Here is a 15,644-nt window from a genome sequence, read left to right as displayed (position 1 = left end):
TCCCGGCGGTGCCGGCGGCGGCTTCCAACGTCCAGGTGGCGGTGCCCCGGGAGCGGGAGGCGGCGGGTACGCCGGTCGTCCCGGCGGCGGTGGCGGTCGTGGCCGTGGCCCCGGCGGTGGAACCGCGGGTGCCTTCGGTCGCGGTGGCGGCAAGAGCAAGGCCCGCAAGTCGCGTCGTACGAAGCGCGCCGAATTCGAGATGCGCGAAGCCCCGACCATTGGCGGCGTGAGCGTACCCCGTGGCGACGGCACCACCATCATCCGGATGCGCCGCGGCGCGTCGATCGCCGACTTCGCCGAGAAGATCGAGCAGCTCACCGGATTCACGGTGCTGCCCGGCAACCTCGTCACGGTGCTCTTCGCCCTGGGGGAAATGGCCACGGCCACTGAGTCGCTCGATGAGTCCACCTTCGAGGTGCTCGGTGCCGAACTCGGTTACCGCGTGCAGGTCGTCTCGCCCGAAGACGAAGACAAAGAGCTGCTCGAAGGCTTCGACATCGACCTCGACGACGAAGACGACGAAGACGATCTCGAGATCCGTCCGCCGGTCGTCACCGTCATGGGTCACGTCGACCACGGAAAGACCAAGCTGCTGGATGCGATCCGCGAGGCGAACGTCGTCGCGGGCGAAGCCGGCGGCATCACGCAACACATCGGTGCGTACCAGGTCTGGACCGAGCACGAAGGCATCGAGCGGGCCATCACCTTCATCGACACCCCGGGCCACGAGGCGTTCACCGCCATGCGTGCCCGTGGTGCGCAGGTGACCGACATCGCGATCCTCGTGGTCGCCGCCGACGACGGCATCATGCCCCAGACGGTCGAGGCGTTGAACCACGCCCAGGCCGCCGGGGTGCCGATCGTCGTCGCGGTCAACAAGGTCGACAAAGACGGCGCCAACCCGGCGAAGGTGCGTCAGCAGCTCACCGAGTTCGGTCTCGTCGCCGAAGAGTTCGGTGGCGACACGATGTTCGTCGACGTCTCGGCACTGCAGAAGAAGGGCATCACCGAACTTCTGGATGCCGTGCTCCTGACCGCCGACGCCGGTCTCGACCTCGTCGCGAACCCCACCCGGGGTGCCCGCGGTGTCGCGATCGAAGCCAAGCTCGACAAGGGCCGCGGTGCCGTCGCGACCGTGCTCATCCAGAACGGAACCTTGCGCGTCGGCGATCCGATCGTCGCCGGCACCGCCTACGGGCGGGTGCGGGCGATGCACGACGAGAACGGCGAAACGGTCGACGAGGCCTACCCGAGCCGTCCCGTGCTCGTGCAGGGACTCTCCCGGGTCCCGCGCGCCGGCGACACGTTCATCGTGACCGAAGACGACCGCACCGCCCGGCAGATCGCCGAGAAGCGCGAAGCCGTCGAGCGCAACGCCCAACTGGCCAAGGCCCGCAAGCGCATCTCGCTCGAGGACTTCACCCGCGCGCTCGAAGAGGGCAAGGTCGAGTCGCTCAACCTCATCATCAAGGGTGACGTCTCCGGTGCCGTCGAGGCGCTCGAAGAGTCGCTGCTCAAGATCGAGATCGACGACAGCGTCCAGCTGCGCATCCTGCACCGCGGTGTCGGTGCGATCACCGAGTCCGACATCGACCTCGCGACGATCGACAACGCGATCGTCATCGGGTTCAACGTGCGGCCCGACGTGAAGGCGCGCGAGCGTGCCCAGCGTGAAGGCATCGACGTGCGGTTCTATTCCGTCATCTACGCGGCGCTCGAAGACATCGAGAACTCGCTCAAGGGCATGCTCAAGCCCGAGTTCGAAGAGGTGCAGTCGGGTGTCGCCGAGATCCGCGAGATCTTCCGCTCCTCGAAGGCCGGCAACATCGCCGGTGTCATCGTGCGGTCGGGAACAATCACGCGCAACGCCAAGGCGCGGGTCATCCGCGACGGTGTGGTGGTCGGCGACAACCTCGCCATCGACTCGCTGCGCCGGTTCAAGGATGACGTCACCGAAGTCCGCACCGATTTCGAAGCCGGAATCGGCCTCGGCAAGTTCAACGACATCCAAATCGGTGACGAGATCGAGACCATCGAGCTCAAGGAAAAGATCCGCGCGTAGCCTCTGGGTCGGGGTTCCCGCCCGTTTGCGAAAGTGAAGAGCGGGGACCCCTACCCCGATTCACTCTCACGAGCGGGCGGAAACCCCTTCGGTTTTCGTTCGGATCTGTTCCTCGGCTCGACGTTCAATTGCTTTAGGGGGCTCAGTGGGCCCTTTCATTCCCAGCTTGCTTGGAGGCACTCAATGGCTCAGGGAGATCGCGCGGCGAAGGTTGCTGATCGCATCAAGGAAGTGATCGCGAAGCGGCTCGAGAAGGGGCTGCGGGATCCGCGGCTGGGGTTCGTCACGATCACCGATGTTCGGGTGACGGGCGATCTGCAGCATGCCTCAGTGTTCTTCACCGTGTACGGGTCGGAGGAGGAGCGGGCGGAGTCGGCGCTGGCGCTCAAGGCGGCGACCGGGCTTTTGCGCACCGAGGTGGGCAAGAACCTCAACACCCGGCTCACGCCGTCGCTCGAGTTCATCCCGGACGCCATCCCCGAGAACGCGGCGTCGATCGCAGAGTTGCTGCGCGAGGCACAGGAGCGCGACAACGAAGCCCGCGCCGCCGCGGCTAATGCGACCTACGCGGGCGACGAAGACCCGTACGTCAAACCGCGCGACTTCGATGATGATGATGACGACGACGATCAGGACGACGACGAGTCGAAGAGCTGATACTCGACGCACCTTTCAGGAGCTCCTGGGCCCCGCGCGTCTGGTGACACTCACGGGGGTCGGCGGCGCAGGCAAGACCCGGCTGGCGTTGAGAGCCGCGAATCTGCATGCCGAATCGGCGGGTGTCGACGGCCTGTTCGCATCGCTCGAGAGCGTGCAGGATGCCCGGCGTCTGCCGCGTGCCGTGGTGCGGGCGCTCGGGCTTGCCGACCAGTCGACACGAGACCCGCTGGATGTCGTCATCGAGGCGTTGACCGAACAGCTCAACCGGGCCGCCGCCTGGCGGAGCAAGCCGGTGACTTACGTGCTTACCGAGAATGACAAGATCCTCCCGCCGCCCGTCCAGGAGATGCTCGCCGCCCGCACCGGTGGGGACGTCGTGCGCATCCCCCACGGTCACAACCCCTTCGGTGAGGATCCGGTCGCGTTCGCGGCCCTGCTGGCTCGCATCGCTGCCCCGACCAGCGTCGCCACCTGAGATACTCGACCCACCCTTTCGCACCCGGCGAAAGGGTGGGCGCCGGGAGTCTCGATGATCAGAGAACCGAGAAGCGTCTTCGTCGGGCGCCAGCGCGAACTCGCCCTGCTCCAGGGCTTGCTCGACGTGGCGCAACTGGTGACGCTCACCGGGGTCGGCGGCGCTGGCAAGACGCGGTTGTCGCTCCGCGCCGCCAACCTCTACATCGAGACGACCGGGATCGACGGCTGGTTCGTCTCGCTCGAGAGCGTTCACGACGCGCAGCGTCTGCCGCGCGCCGTCGTGCGGGCGATGGGACTCGCCGACCAGTCGGCGCGCGACCCGCTGGATGTCGTCATCGAGGCATTGCGTGATCGCCCGGCGGTCCTCGTCATCGACAACTGCGAACACATCATCGACGCCGCCGCAGCGTTCATCGACGAACTGCTCGTCGCCCTGCCTGACCTCACTGTGCTTGCCACGAGCAGGCGCCCGCTCGAACTCGACGGTGAGCGGGTGTTCGCTGTTCCGCCGCTGTCGGCCGAACCGGTCATCGGGCTCGTCTCCGACGTCTTACCCGATGCCGTCTCGCTCCTGGTCGCCCGTGCCCGGGCGGCCGACGCGGACTTCGAGCTCGGCCCGCAGGACGCCGAGGCGGCGGCGGAACTATGCCGCGCGTTGGACGGGTTGCCGCTCGCCATCGAACTCGCCGCGACCCGGTTGCGCACCCTGTCGATCACCGACCTGACCAGTCGTTTGTCGTCACGCTTCACGCTCCTGCGCGGTGGATCGCGCACCGCGGTGAGTCGACAGCGCACGCTGCGGGCCGTCGTCGACTGGAGTTACGAGCTGTGCACGCCGGCGCAGCGCGAGCTGTGGTGTGCGCTCTCGGTCTTCGCCGGTCCGTTCGATCTCGCGGCGGCGTCGGCCGTGGCCGACGGGGCCGACGTGCTCGACGCGCTCGACGAACTCGTCGCCCAGTCGGTCGTCGAAGCCGACCCGGAGACGGGGCGTTTCCGGATGCTGGAGACGATCCGGCGCTACGGCCGCGACCGAGCGGAGGAGGACGGCCGGTGGCCGGGTCTAACCCGACGCCACCTGGATCACTACGCCACGGTCGCGGCCGAGTCGTGCGAGAACTGGTACGGCCCGGGGCAGGCCGAGACGATCGCGCGGCTACGCGCCGACCGCGCCGAGGTGCAAGCGGCCCTCACCACGGCGTCGGCCGTGGACACCGACCAGGCGCTCGACCTGTTCACGAGCCTGCGCTATCTGTTCGCCGTCGGCGGGTTCATCCCGGAAGGCCGCGCGTGGGCCGGCCGCCTCCTCGCCCTGCCGGGAGCCTCTCCGATCCACCGCGTGCCGGCGCTCGTGAACGCGGCCTGGCTCGCCCTGCTCCAAGGCGACCTCACCGAGGCCGCACGGCGTCTCGACGAGGCCGAGGAGCAGGCGTCCGATGGCGCACTCACGACCGAACGGCTTGCCGCAATCCGCGTCGAGGTGCACCGCTGGCGCGGAACCCTCGCCAACTTCTCGGGTCGCCCGGCCGACGCGGTGGGGGAGTTCGAGGTCTCGATCCGGGTGGCTCAGGAGTGCGGACATCCGGAGGAGGCGCTCCTGGCCCAGTTCCAGCTGACGGCGGCACTGAGTCACCTGACGCAGCCGGGGGCATCCCGATTCGCGTCCGAAGCGCTCGCGTACAGCGAAGCGGTCGGCGACAACTGGATGCGTGCGCACGCGCAATGGGCGCTGGCCCTCGCAGCGTTCGTCGAGAACGATCTGGATGCCGCCGACCGGCTCGCCCGACAGGGCCTTGTCGACGAGCGCGGTTTCGACGACCCGGTGGGCGAGTGCCTCATGCTCGAGGTGGTCAGTTGGGTCGAGGCCGAGCGCGGCGCGGCGGAGCGGGCGGCGACCCTGCTGGGGGCGACGGATGCCCGCTGGCGGTCGATCGGGTCGTCGATCTGGGCATTCGGGCCCCACCTCGGCGGGCATCACGACCGTTGCGTCGACACGCTGCGGCGGCTGCTCGCCGAGAAGGGTTACGAGCGCTTCTTCGCACGTGGTGGCGACCTGGGTCCGGTCGAGGCGGTCGCCCTCGCACTTGAGGAGAAGACCGGCGGCACCGCGGGGCTCAGTGCCCGTGAGCACGAGGTGGCGATGCGCATTCACCGGGGGATGAGCAACCGCGACATCGCCGACGAGCTGGTGCTCTCGGTGCGCACCGTCGACACGCATGTGCAGCGCATCCTCGGCAAACTCGGGTTCACCTCGCGCACCCAGATCGCCGCCTGGTACGAAGCAACGCTCCCGGCGCCCCAACCGCTGGCGGGGCAGCCGATTACGTAGTGCGTACGTAGTCCTACGGATACCGCGCCGTGGCGGCGGGTCGCACCCTGGGGGAAGCGACACCGACGTCGCCCGAAAGGCACGGTAACCCTCATGTCCGCAACTTCGACCCGACCGCGCATCATCCTCGTCCACGGAGCCTGGGTGGGCCCGTGGGAGTTCGAGCCCATCGTGCAGATCTTGCGCGGTGACGGCTGGGATGTCGACGCGATCGACCTTCCCTCCACCGGCAGCACCGAGGGTCTCCTCGCCGACGCCGCCGCAGTCACGGCCGCGATCGAGCGCGCCGACGGCCCGGTCGTGTTGGTCGGCCACTCCTATGGCGGAGCGCCGATCACGCAGGCCGGCGCCCACCCGTCGGTCGAGCGGCTCGTCTACGTCGCGGCGTTCGCGCTCGACGCCGGCGAAAGCGCCCTCGCGGCGATGGGCGGCGTTCTGCCCGACGCCTGGGGCGTCGACAACGGCCAGGTGACGATGGGACGCACGCGCGAAGAGCGTGTCGAGATGATCGCCTCCGACATGCCGCCCGGGGTTCCCCGCGAGGTCTCCGAGCAGCTCGCCGACCTGTTCCGCCCGCAGTCGTTGCAGTCCCTCATCGAGGAGCTCACGCAGGTCGGCTGGCGCACCAAGCCCTCGACCTACATCCTCACCGAGAACGACGGCATCGTGCCGCCGCCCTTCCAGGAGTCGCTCGCCGCCCGTAGCGGTGCCGACGTCATCCGCATCCCGCACGGCCACGCGCCCTTCCAAGAGGACCCGGCCGGATTCGCGGCCCTGCTGGCGCGCGTCGCTGCCCCGGCAGTCGTCGCCAACTGAAAACCCTCCCCTCGAACACGAAAGAGCACTCTCATGACGATGACCGACACCCCCACCGCGACCGACACCCCCACCGCGACCGACACCGCCGCATTCCCGCCCGGACAGCTGTTCATCGGCGGCACCTGGCGTGAGGCCTTCGACGGCGGCCGCATGGACATCACCGCCCCGGCAACGGGCACCAAGCTGACCGACGTCGCCAAGGCGACGACCGCCGACGTGGATGCCGCGGTCGCGGCCGCGCGTGCAGCGTTCGACTCCGGCATCTGGTCGGGTCTCACGACCCGGGAGCGCGGCCGCATCTTGCAGCGTGCGTACCAGCTCATGCGGGAGCGCACCGAGGAGCTCGCCCAGGCAGAAAGCGCCAATGTGGGCAAGCCCATCACGTTCGCCCGCGTCGTCGACGTGAACAACGCCGCCGAACTCTACGAGTTCTACGCCAGCCTCGGGCACCACCTCGACGGCTCGGTGCGCGAGACGACGAACACCAAGCACGTCTACGTGAAGACCGAACCCCTCGGCGTCGTCGCGGCGATCACGCCGTTCAACTTCCCGCTGATCCTGTCGAGCACGAAGATCGCGCCGGCGCTGCTCGCCGGCAACACCGTCGTGCACAAGCCGGCCGGCGACACCCCGCTGAGCGCGTTGATCATGGCGCGGATCCTCACGGAGGCCGGCGTTCCCGACGGCGTGTTCAACGTCGTCACCGGGTCGGGTGCGGAGCTGGGCGACCACCTGGTCGGCCACCCGGATGTCGACAAGGTGGCGTTCACCGGATCCACCGAGATCGGGGCGCACGCCGCCGCACTCGCCGGCAAGACGCTCAAGTCGTTCACGGCGGAGCTCGGGGGAAACGCCGCGAACATCCTGTTCGCCGACGCCGACCTCAACACCGCGATCCACACCGTCATCGGCGCCTTCGTGTTCAACACCGGCCAGTTCTGCATGGCCGGCCCGCGCCTGCTCGTCGAACGTCCGATCTACGAGGTCGTGCTCGGCATCCTCGCCGACGCGCTTCCGCACGTGCCGTTCGGCGACATCACCAACCCCGAGACGGTGATCGGCCCACTCGCGAGCGCGACGCAGCTCGAGAAGGTCGCGGCCATCGTGGAACGCGCCAAGAAGGCCGGCGCCCGCGTCGTGACCGGTGGCGAGAAGGTCGAGCTGAATGGCGGCTTCTACTACCAGCCGACGGTGCTCGCCGATGTCGCCCCCGACGCCGAGGTCGTCATCGAAGAGACCTTCGGCCCGGTGCTGACGGTGCAGCCGTTCGACACCGAAGAGGAGGCCATCCAGATCGCCAACTCGACGCGTTATGGCCTCGCCAGCGGCATCCAGACGGCCGACCTCGCGAAGGCGCACCGCGTCGCCGCACAGCTCGAGGCCGGCATCACCTGGATCAACGGCTGGGCGCTGCTCGATGCGGCCACCCCGTTCGGCGGCGTGAAGAACTCCGGCTGGGGACGTGAGGGCGGCGCGGAGGCCATGGCCTCCTACCAGCGGTCGCACTCGATCGTCTTCAACCTCGAGCAGGGACCAGCCCAATGAGCTCGGTGACCTTGACCGAACCCCGTGACAGTGGTGGCACGGTGACCAGCGGTCGAGCCGCGGTGCTCAACGCACCGGGAGAACTCGTCGTCAGCGAGGTCGAGTTCTCCGATCCCGGGCCGGGGGAGGTGCTCGTCAAGCTCGTGGCCTCAGGCCTCTGTCACACCGATCTCGGGGTGATCGCCGGCGGCATCCCGTTCCCCTCGCCCGGGATCATCGGGCACGAGGGTGCGGGCGTCGTCGAGAAGGTCGGCCCGGGGGTCACGAGCGTCGAGCCGGGCGACCAGGTGCTGCTGAGCTTCACGTCGTGCGGGTCGTGCGCGGCCTGCGAGTCGACGCACCCGGCCTACTGTGAGACCTGGCTGCCGCGCAACCTCATCGGGTTGATGCGCGCAGAAGGATCGGGCGAGGTGACGCGCGACGGCCAGCCGATCGCGAGCCACTTCTTCGGTCAGTCGTCGTTCGGGCAGTACTCGATCGCCGACGAACGTTCGGTCGTCAAGGTGTCGCCGGATGCCGACCTCACGGTGCTCGCGCCGCTCGGCTGCGGGGTGCTGACCGGCTTCGGGTCGATGTGGAACGTGCTCGACCCGGGCACGAACGACATCGTCGCGGTCTACGGTGCAGGAGCAGTCGGGCTGTCGGCCGTCATCGCAGCTTCCCTCCGCCAGCCGGCCCAGCTGATCGCGATTGACATCGTCGACGATCGGCTCACGCTCGCGCGCGAGCTGGGCGCCACGGCGACCATCAACGGAGCCACGGAGAACGTCGCCGAACGGCTCGCCGAAATCACCGGCGGACGCGGGGTCGCGCTGAGTTTCGACACCACCGGCAATCCGGGGGTGGCGCGGCAGGCGCTCGACGCGGCATCCGTTCGCGGCACGGTGCTGGTCTGCGGCGCACCTCCCCCCGGAACCGAGATCCCGGTCGACATCCAGGGCATCCTCACCGGAAAGGTGCTGCGCGGCGTCACGATGGGCGACACCGACCCGTCCACCCTGATCCCGCAGCTGATCGCGCTGCATGCCGACGGCAAGCTGCCGCTCGAGAAGCTCGAGAAGCGCTACTCGCTCGACGAGATCGGGCAGGCCGCCGACGACATGCACACGGGCGTCACCGTGAAGCCGGTGATCGTCTTCTGAAGCCTCGGTGAGAGGACCGGACCCAGTCCCGGCTCAGTTGACTACTCGCTGAGCCGGGACTGCACCTCTGCGATCGCGGCGATGGCCGCATCCGATTCGCCGGAACTGCGCCACAGCTCGAGCAGCTCCGAGTCGCCGGTCAGCACGAGGTGCACGGCGTAGCGGGCGCGGTCGCGCAACGCGGCATTCTCGTGGATGGCAGGCGTCAGATCGGCGAGCAGGGCACTGGCTTCCTCGGGCAGCAGGTCGGCGCGCCCGTCATACGCGGCGGCGATGATCGCGGCGACGGCGACGGCGGTGCTTTCGGCCCACGACTCCGGGCGACCTGCGGCGTCGATCACCTGGTCGAGGGCGTCGCGGAGGGCATCGACGCCGCCTTCCTCGACCTCCCAGAGAAAGTCCATCGTCTCGTCGTTCTCGAAAACGCCTGCGCCCCACGTGCCCACTAGTTCCTCCGCTGCTCGTCCGCCATCGAGTCTGCCCTACGGCGCCGACAGAAGCCGTTTACAACGTAAGCGTAGGTTGTACGCTGAAGAAGTGAGTCCGCGACGCCCCGCCCAGCGTGAAGCGCTCACCCGCGACCGGATCCTCGCCGCCGCCGTCGAACTCGCCGACGAGAATGGCCTCGACGCGATCAGCATGCGGCGCATCGGCGACGCGATCGGCTACGAGGCGATGTCGCTCTACCGTCACGTGCGCGACAAAGACGACCTCCTCGACGGGATGGTCGAGACGATCGTCGCCCGGTTCCCGGCTCGGGACGACACTCTCGACTGGCGCGAATCGCTGCGCACCCTGGTGCGCGGCGCCCACGACGAGTTGCTCGCGCACCCCTGGGTGGCGGCCCTGGCGACCAGCCGTCCCGCGGTCGGCCCCGCCCGGCTGCGATTCGTCGACGGGGTGCTCGCGGCGCTGCTGGCGGGCGGATGCTCGCCCCAACTCGCCCACGACGCCATGCACGCCGTCGAGGTGCACGTCTTCGCGTTCACCCTCCAAGAGCTGCGGCTCAACGCCGGCGCATCGGCGCACGGCTACCAACTGGATGCCGTGCGCGGCGACTCGGCGCTCTACCCGCACCTTGCCGCGATGCTCGCGACCGCGACCCACGACCACGTCGCCGAGTTCGAGTTCGTGCTCGAACTGCTGATCGTCGGTATCGACCGCGCGATCGCTACTTCAGCAGCCGGCTGAGCACGCGATCGGCCAGCGGCTTGCCGCCGGTCTGACACGTCGGGCAGTACTGAAAGGTCGAGTCGGCGTAGATGACCTGCCACACGGTGTCGCCGCACACCGGGCACGGTTCGCCGTTCCGCCCGTGCACGCGAAGGTTCGACTTCTTCTCGCCCTTCAGCTCTGACGCGGCGAGTCCTTCGGACCGCGCCACCGCATCCTGAAGGGTCGAGCGCATCGCGTCGTAGAGCACCCGCACGTCGTCGGGGGGCATGTTCGCCGGTTTGAACGGTGACATCTTGGCGACGTGCAGGATCTCGTCGGAGTAGGCGTTGCCGATTCCGGCGATGAGCCGCTGATCGCGCAGCACGCCCTTGATCTGCGAGCGGCCCGCAGCCGAGAGGATGCCGGCGAGCACGTCGATCGTGAAGGCGTCGGAGAGCGGGTCGGGCCCGAGGGTCGCGACCCGTTCGACGTCCTGCGGATCGCGCACCACATGGATGGCGAGGCTCTTCTTGGTGCCCGCCTCGGTGAGATCGAAGCCGGTGCCGTCATCCAGCACGAGCCGCGCCGCGAGCGGGCCCGCGCCGCGCCGGACGGTCGCGACGGGCGGCTTGTCGCGCCAGCGCAGCCATCCGGCCCGGGCGAGGTGGATGACCAGATGCAGGTCTCCCGCCCGGAGGTCGAGGTACTTGCCGTGCCGCTCGACGCGGCCGATCGTGAGCCCGTCGAGGGCCGAGACCGGCGGGTCGTAGGTCTTCAGGGCCGCGAACGCGAGGATGTCGAGCCGGGCGATCGTGCGACCGGTCAGGCGGCCGCGCAGATCGCTGACGAGGGCGTGCACCTCGGGCAGTTCCGGCATGCAGCACAGTTTCGCTCAGCCCAGCCGGAATCGCACCGTCCCGGTCGCGATGTCGGCTTCGACGAGCCGCACCCGCACGGGCACCCCCGGCTCGAGCAACCCGTCGCAGGCGGCCTCGACGGCGGGCTCGGCGAGTTGCACCGTCGCGTCGGTGATCGCGAGGGCGTCGAACTCTTCGCCGATGCGCGGGGAGAGCACGGCGGCTTCGACGGTGTCGAGGGTGCGCCGCGAGACCCGCCCCGCGATGTTCGCCGAGCGGCCCATCGCCGCCGGCAGTTCGGGCAACGCCGCGCGCACCCACCCCGGCACCTCGAGACCGCTCGACACCGCCGCGCACACCTCGAGGCCGAACCGATCGACCAGACGGCGAAGCGGCGCGGTGACGTGGGCGTAGGGAGCGCCGATGGCCGACTGCATGGTCTCGGCCGGCGCCTCGCCGTCGAACGGCGCGTACGACGCACCGCGGAACAGCGAGGCCGCGGCATGCCGGATCGCGATCTGTCGCGGGTCGTCGGTGTCGAGTCGCCGCAGGTAGTCGCCGTAGCGCTCCTCGGCGCCCCACGGCGTTCCGAGCGCGACGGTCTGCAGCCGGAAGTGCTCGATGGCCTGGGGTTCGGCGGGCGGCATGGTGCGCAGGATGCCGACGCCGGCATCCAGCATCGTGCGGGCCGCAGCCCGGCCGGTGAGCAGCGAGAGCTGCGCGTTCCAGGTGGCGACCGGGAGAACGACCCGGCGCTCCAGCCGGTACTCGTGACGGTCGCGCACGACGAGGATCTCGGGCGTCGACAGGCTCGCGCCCCCGCGCGCGCTCTCTCGCGCGACGAGCGCTTCACCGACGTCGCGCAGCATCCCGAGCATGGGGTCGGTATCGACTGCGGCGTGTGCCTCGTCGTACGTCCACTGCCGCCGGCTGCGCACCCGGGCGCGACGCACGCGCACCGACGTGTCGTGCCCGGCGGCGTCGAGCGTGAACTCCCAGACGAACGCGCCGCGGTCGGCATCGGGCAGTAGCGAGGCGGCGCCTTCGCTGATCACGACGGGGTGCAGCGGGATGCGACCGTCGGCCGCGTAGAGAGTTTGACCGCGCTCGCGTGCCTCAGCATCGATCGCACCGCCCGGCGCCACGAACCCGGGGAGGTCGGCGATCGCGTAGAACACCCGCCACCCGTCGCCGTCGCGCTCGATCGCGAGCGCCTGGTCGAGGTCGGTCGATCCGGCGGGGTCGATGGTCACGAACGGGATGTGCGTCAGATCCAGGTCGGGCAGAGAGTATTCCGCGGCCGCACGGGCGGCCTCGGCGTCGACCTCGGGCGAGAAGCCGACCGGCAGATCGAGTTCGTCCCGAATCGCGCCCAGTGCCGCGACGAGTTCGGGCTGCGCTGCCTCGCGCGAGAGCTTCAGCGGGAGCGACGGCACGACGTCAGCCTACGGAAGCCTCAGCTCGCCACCGACGCGCACCGCGAGTCCGTCGCTCACCAGCCCCTCGACGGCGCGGGTGAGCTGTCCCGCATCCGGCCACAGACCGGCGATCACGCTGGCGGGCACCGGGGTCTCGCTGCCGCGCAGTTCGCGCAGCACGAGCCCGCGCACCTGCCGGTCGGAACCCTCGTATTTCTTCTGCACGGCGGCACGCGGCCCGTCGTAGGCGGGATAACCCGCGGCTCGCCAGGCGCACACCTCACGCAGCGGGCACATCTCACACCGCGGCGCCCGCGCCGTGCACACGGTCTGCCCGAGTTCCATCACCCCGGCGTTGACGAGCCGCGCCCGCGCCGGGTCGACCGGCAGCACGGCATCCATCTCGGCGAGATCCGCCGTGGTGCGCGCCGGACCCGCCGCACCCTGGCCCCGCACCACCCGGGCGAGCACGCGCCGGGCGTTCGTATCGACGACGGGGGTGCGCACCCTGTAGGCGAAGGCGGCAACCGCCCGCGCGGTGTAGGGTCCGACGCCAGGCAGCGCGAGCAGCGCGTCGACATCGGCGGGCACCTCGTTGCCGTGGCGCTCGGCGATCACCGTCGCGGCGGCGTGCAAGGCGAGCGCCCGGCGCGGGTAGCCGAGGCGCTCCCACGCCCGCACGGCCTCACCGGGCGGCGCATTCGCGAGGTCGGCGGGCGCGGGCCAGCGGGTCAGCCAGCGCTCCAGGGCCGGGATGACGCGGGCGACGGGGGTCTGCTGAAGCATGAACTCGCTCACCAGCGTGCCCCACGGCGTGAACCCCGGCCGCCGCCACGGCAGGTCCCGGTGCCCGGCGGCGTACCAGTCGGCGATGCGTTCCCCGATATCCATCGAGTTCAGTCAACTACGCTGACCGGCATGTCGGTGTGGTCCCGCATCCCCGAAGCTCGGCGCGAGCTGCTCGAGTCGCTCGTGGCCGAGTACGCGCATCACTACGCGAAGGGCCGCACGACCCTTGCGGTCGACGGGCCCGATGGTGCCGGCAAGACCCGGTTCGCCGACGATCTCGCGCTCGCCTTCGAGCGCGCGGGCTTCACGGTCTTCCGGGCGTCGGTCGATGACTTCCACCAGCCGCGAGAGCATCGTTACCGCTCGGGGCGATTTTCGCCCGAGGGCTACTACCGAGACGCCTTCGACTATTCGGTGCTGAGACGGGTGCTGCTCGAGCCCTTCCGGATGGGCGGCAGCACGGGTTTCCAGCTCGCCGGCTTCGACCTCGAGCGCGACGTGCCCGTCGAGTCGGAGTGGGTCACCGGTCCAGCCGACGCCATCCTCATCGTCGACGGGGTGTTCCTCAACCGGTTCGAGCTGCGCGGGGCGTGGAACTTCTCGATCTGGCTCGACGCCGACCCGAAGGTGCGGCTGGCCCGCATGGTCGAGCGTGACGGCGCCGACCCCGACCCGAAGGCCGAGTCGAACAAGCGCTACTCCGAGGCGCAGCGGCTTTACGTGCGTGATGCGCATCCCAACACGACGGCGAGTGCGATCATCGACAACACCGACGGCGAAACCCCTGTGCGGCGCTTCGCCGACTACTGCTCGGTCAAGCCCGCGCCGCTCGGAGCGACCTCCGGCTGAGCCTCTGCGGGCAGTTTCCGCATCCCGAGCAGGGGCGAGAACACGACGAAGCCCGCCGAGAGCAGCGCGCCGATCGCGCCGATCCACATCGTCGGCACGACCCCGAGCGTCGTCGCGAGAACGCCCGAGAGCAGGGCGCCGATCGGCATGACACCCCAGACGAAGAACCGGATCGACGCGTTCATGCGCCCGAGCAGCGGTTTCGGGCAGATGCGTTGCCGAAAACTCACCTGCGCGACGTTGTAGACCAACACCCCGATGCTCAGCAGCAGCTCCATCGCGATGAGCAACGGGATCGCCGCGACGGGGAGCACAGCCATGAGCGGCGCGAGCGGCAGGGCGAGCCCGAGCACGACGGCCGAGACCGGGATGATCGTTCCCTCACCCACGACTCGGCTCAGCCGTGCCGCGGCGAGCGCACCGAGAATGCCGCCGATCGCCCCCACCGACGTGGCGAGGCCGAAGACCGCCGGGGTCAACCCGAGTTCGCGCAGCACGAGCACGGGCAGCATGGTGAGCGACATCGTCGTGAAGAGGTTGCCGACGCCGGTGGTGAGCACGATGCGGCGCAACAGCGGCTGGCGCACGACGAACGCGACGCCTTCGCGGATCTCGACGACGAGGGGCCGACGGTCGGAGCGCGGGGCAGGGGTCTCTCTCTCCCGGATCGACAGCAGCGCGATCATCGAGAGCAGGTAGGTGCCCACGGTTCCCGCGAGCAGCAGGGGTGCCTGAGCGATCGCGAGCAGTCCGCCCGCGACGGCCGGGCCGCCGACCCGTGCGATCTGGGCGGTGCCTTCGAGTTTGGAGTTGGCATCCGGGATGGCGGGGCCGGGCACGAGCACCGGCAGATAGCTCTGGTACGAGACGTCGAAGAACACGGTGGCGGCCCCGATGACCGTCCCCACCAGGAGAACGTGCCAGAACTCGAGGATGCCGGCGAACCACAGTGCGGGCACGGCGGCGAGCGCGATCGCCCGCACCAGGTCTGCCACGATCATGACGCTCCGCTTGATCCAGCGATCGATCCAGGCGCCCGCGGGCAGGCCGATCACCAGGAACGCGGCCGTCTCGAATGCGTTGAGCAGTCCGATCTCGAACTCGGTCGCCCCGAGCAACTGGATGGCGAGCACGGGGATCGCGAGGAAGGCGAGTTGAGCGCCGAACTGGCTCGTGGTCTGACCGGCCCAGAGCCGCAGGAAGCCGCCGTGACGCCACAGCGACGGTTCGACAGCGCGGTCGTGGTCGGCCATGCGCACAGTCTGCACCAAGTCATTGGGAGTTGCCAATCACTGTTCTATGAGTCGCTACCCTGGAGGGATGGGCGAGGCCGACGACCGGCGGGCGCGCGCGCTCAGCTCCGCGCTACGCATCCGGATGCTGCGGTTTTGCCTGCACGAAGAGCGCACGAACCGTGAGATCGCCGCCGAGTTCGGGCTCAACCCCGGCACGGCGCTGCATCACGTGCGCACCCTCGTCGATACCGGCCTGCTCGCCGCCGGCGAACCCCGCCGCGGCACGCGCGGCGCACGCGAGGTGCCGTAC

The 15,644-nt window shown here is 69.6% G+C and carries 15 protein-coding genes; 10 read left to right on the top strand and 5 right to left on the bottom strand.

Annotation, left to right across the window (positions count from 1 at the left end; genetic code table 11):
• From infB to WBL06_RS02410, 7 genes are all read left to right on the top strand, one after another.
• A partial coding sequence (gene infB, locus WBL06_RS02440; RefSeq protein WP_424454388.1) for a translation initiation factor IF-2 occupies positions 1 to 2,062 on the top strand: 2,062 nt, incomplete at its 5' end.
• 183 nt (positions 2,063 to 2,245) lie between these two features.
• Complete coding sequence (gene rbfA, locus WBL06_RS02435; RefSeq protein ID WP_424454387.1) at positions 2,246 to 2,719, top strand: 30S ribosome-binding factor RbfA; 474 nt, start codon at positions 2,246 to 2,248, stop codon at positions 2,717 to 2,719.
• A 43-nt stretch (positions 2,720 to 2,762) separates the two neighbouring features.
• Positions 2,763 to 3,197: an alpha/beta fold hydrolase gene (locus WBL06_RS02430; protein ID WP_424454386.1), complete on the top strand. Its 435-nt coding sequence runs from the start codon at positions 2,763 to 2,765 to the stop codon at positions 3,195 to 3,197.
• Positions 3,198 to 3,251: 54 nt separating this feature from the next.
• Positions 3,252 to 5,525, top strand: coding sequence for an ATP-binding protein (locus WBL06_RS02425; RefSeq protein ID WP_424454385.1), 2,274 nt, complete (start codon positions 3,252 to 3,254; stop codon positions 5,523 to 5,525).
• Between the two features lie 93 nt (positions 5,526 to 5,618).
• Positions 5,619 to 6,341, top strand: coding sequence for an alpha/beta hydrolase (locus WBL06_RS02420; protein ID WP_424454384.1), 723 nt, complete (start codon positions 5,619 to 5,621; stop codon positions 6,339 to 6,341).
• Between the two features lie 39 nt (positions 6,342 to 6,380).
• A complete protein-coding gene (locus WBL06_RS02415) occupies positions 6,381 to 7,889 on the top strand; it encodes an aldehyde dehydrogenase family protein (RefSeq protein WP_424454383.1) in 1,509 nt (502 codons plus the stop codon).
• Positions 7,890 to 7,930: 41 nt separating this feature from the next.
• On the top strand, positions 7,931 to 9,031 hold the full coding sequence (locus WBL06_RS02410) for an NAD(P)-dependent alcohol dehydrogenase (protein WP_424454382.1): 1,101 nt from the start codon (positions 7,931 to 7,933) through the stop codon (positions 9,029 to 9,031).
• A 41-nt stretch (positions 9,032 to 9,072) separates the two neighbouring features.
• On the opposite strand, the gene WBL06_RS02405 is transcribed toward WBL06_RS02410, so the two are convergent.
• Complete coding sequence (locus tag WBL06_RS02405; RefSeq protein WP_424454381.1) at positions 9,073 to 9,477, bottom strand: DUF4259 domain-containing protein; 405 nt, start codon at positions 9,475 to 9,477, stop codon at positions 9,073 to 9,075.
• Positions 9,478 to 9,568: 91 nt separating this feature from the next.
• Between WBL06_RS02405 and WBL06_RS02400 the strand changes: the two genes are divergently transcribed.
• Entirely contained in the window at positions 9,569 to 10,222 is a 654-nt protein-coding gene (locus tag WBL06_RS02400) for a TetR/AcrR family transcriptional regulator (protein ID WP_424454380.1), read from the top strand.
• Here the strand turns inward: WBL06_RS02400 and WBL06_RS02395 are convergent.
• From WBL06_RS02395 to WBL06_RS02385, 3 genes are read right to left on the bottom strand one after another with little or no spacing between them, the layout of a single operon-like run.
• A complete protein-coding gene (locus tag WBL06_RS02395; protein ID WP_424454379.1) occupies positions 10,203 to 11,063 on the bottom strand; it encodes an Fpg/Nei family DNA glycosylase in 861 nt (286 codons plus the stop codon). The genes WBL06_RS02400 and WBL06_RS02395 overlap by 20 nt on opposite strands.
• 15 nt (positions 11,064 to 11,078) lie before the next feature.
• Positions 11,079 to 12,479 (bottom strand): RNB domain-containing ribonuclease, encoded by a 1,401-nt coding sequence (locus WBL06_RS02390; protein WP_424454378.1) that lies wholly within the window; start codon positions 12,477 to 12,479, stop codon positions 11,079 to 11,081.
• 9 nt (positions 12,480 to 12,488) lie between these two features.
• Positions 12,489 to 13,352, bottom strand: coding sequence for an A/G-specific adenine glycosylase (locus tag WBL06_RS02385; protein WP_424454377.1), 864 nt, complete (start codon positions 13,350 to 13,352; stop codon positions 12,489 to 12,491).
• Positions 13,353 to 13,379: 27 nt separating this feature from the next.
• Here WBL06_RS02385 and WBL06_RS02380 point away from each other — a divergent pair, with 27 nt between their 5' ends.
• A complete protein-coding gene (locus WBL06_RS02380; RefSeq protein ID WP_424454376.1) occupies positions 13,380 to 14,099 on the top strand; it encodes a uridine kinase in 720 nt (239 codons plus the stop codon).
• On the opposite strand, the gene WBL06_RS02375 is transcribed toward WBL06_RS02380, so the two are convergent.
• Positions 14,054 to 15,352, bottom strand: coding sequence for an MFS transporter (locus WBL06_RS02375; RefSeq protein WP_424454375.1), 1,299 nt, complete (start codon positions 15,350 to 15,352; stop codon positions 14,054 to 14,056). The genes WBL06_RS02380 and WBL06_RS02375 overlap by 46 nt on opposite strands.
• Before the next feature lie 67 nt (positions 15,353 to 15,419).
• On the opposite strand from WBL06_RS02375, the gene WBL06_RS02370 reads away from it, so the two are divergent.
• Positions 15,420 to 15,644 (top strand): ArsR/SmtB family transcription factor (locus WBL06_RS02370; protein ID WP_424454374.1); only part of this gene is annotated, 225 nt, incomplete at its 3' end.

Source organism: Pseudolysinimonas sp. (assembly GCF_049651805.1).
Classification (GTDB): Bacteria; Actinomycetota; Actinomycetes; order Actinomycetales; family Microbacteriaceae; genus Pseudolysinimonas_A.
This window is presented reverse-complemented; position numbering and strand designations above follow the sequence as displayed.

Coding starts and splice junctions, on each gene's coding strand:
- rbfA (WP_424454387.1), top strand. CDS start 2,246: ATGGCTCAGGGAGATCGCGCGGCGAAGGTTGCTGATCGCATCAAGGAA.
- WBL06_RS02425 (WP_424454385.1), top strand. CDS start 3,252: ATGATCAGAGAACCGAGAAGCGTCTTCGTCGGGCGCCAGCGCGAACTC.
- WBL06_RS02420 (WP_424454384.1), top strand. CDS start 5,619: ATGTCCGCAACTTCGACCCGACCGCGCATCATCCTCGTCCACGGAGCC.
- WBL06_RS02415 (WP_424454383.1), top strand. CDS start 6,381: ATGACCGACACCCCCACCGCGACCGACACCCCCACCGCGACCGACACC.
- WBL06_RS02395 (WP_424454379.1), bottom strand. CDS start 11,063: ATGCCGGAACTGCCCGAGGTGCACGCCCTCGTCAGCGATCTGCGCGGC.
- WBL06_RS02385 (WP_424454377.1), bottom strand. CDS start 13,352: ATGGATATCGGGGAACGCATCGCCGACTGGTACGCCGCCGGGCACCGG.
- WBL06_RS02380 (WP_424454376.1), top strand. CDS start 13,380: ATGTCGGTGTGGTCCCGCATCCCCGAAGCTCGGCGCGAGCTGCTCGAG.
- WBL06_RS02375 (WP_424454375.1), bottom strand. CDS start 15,352: ATGGCCGACCACGACCGCGCTGTCGAACCGTCGCTGTGGCGTCACGGC.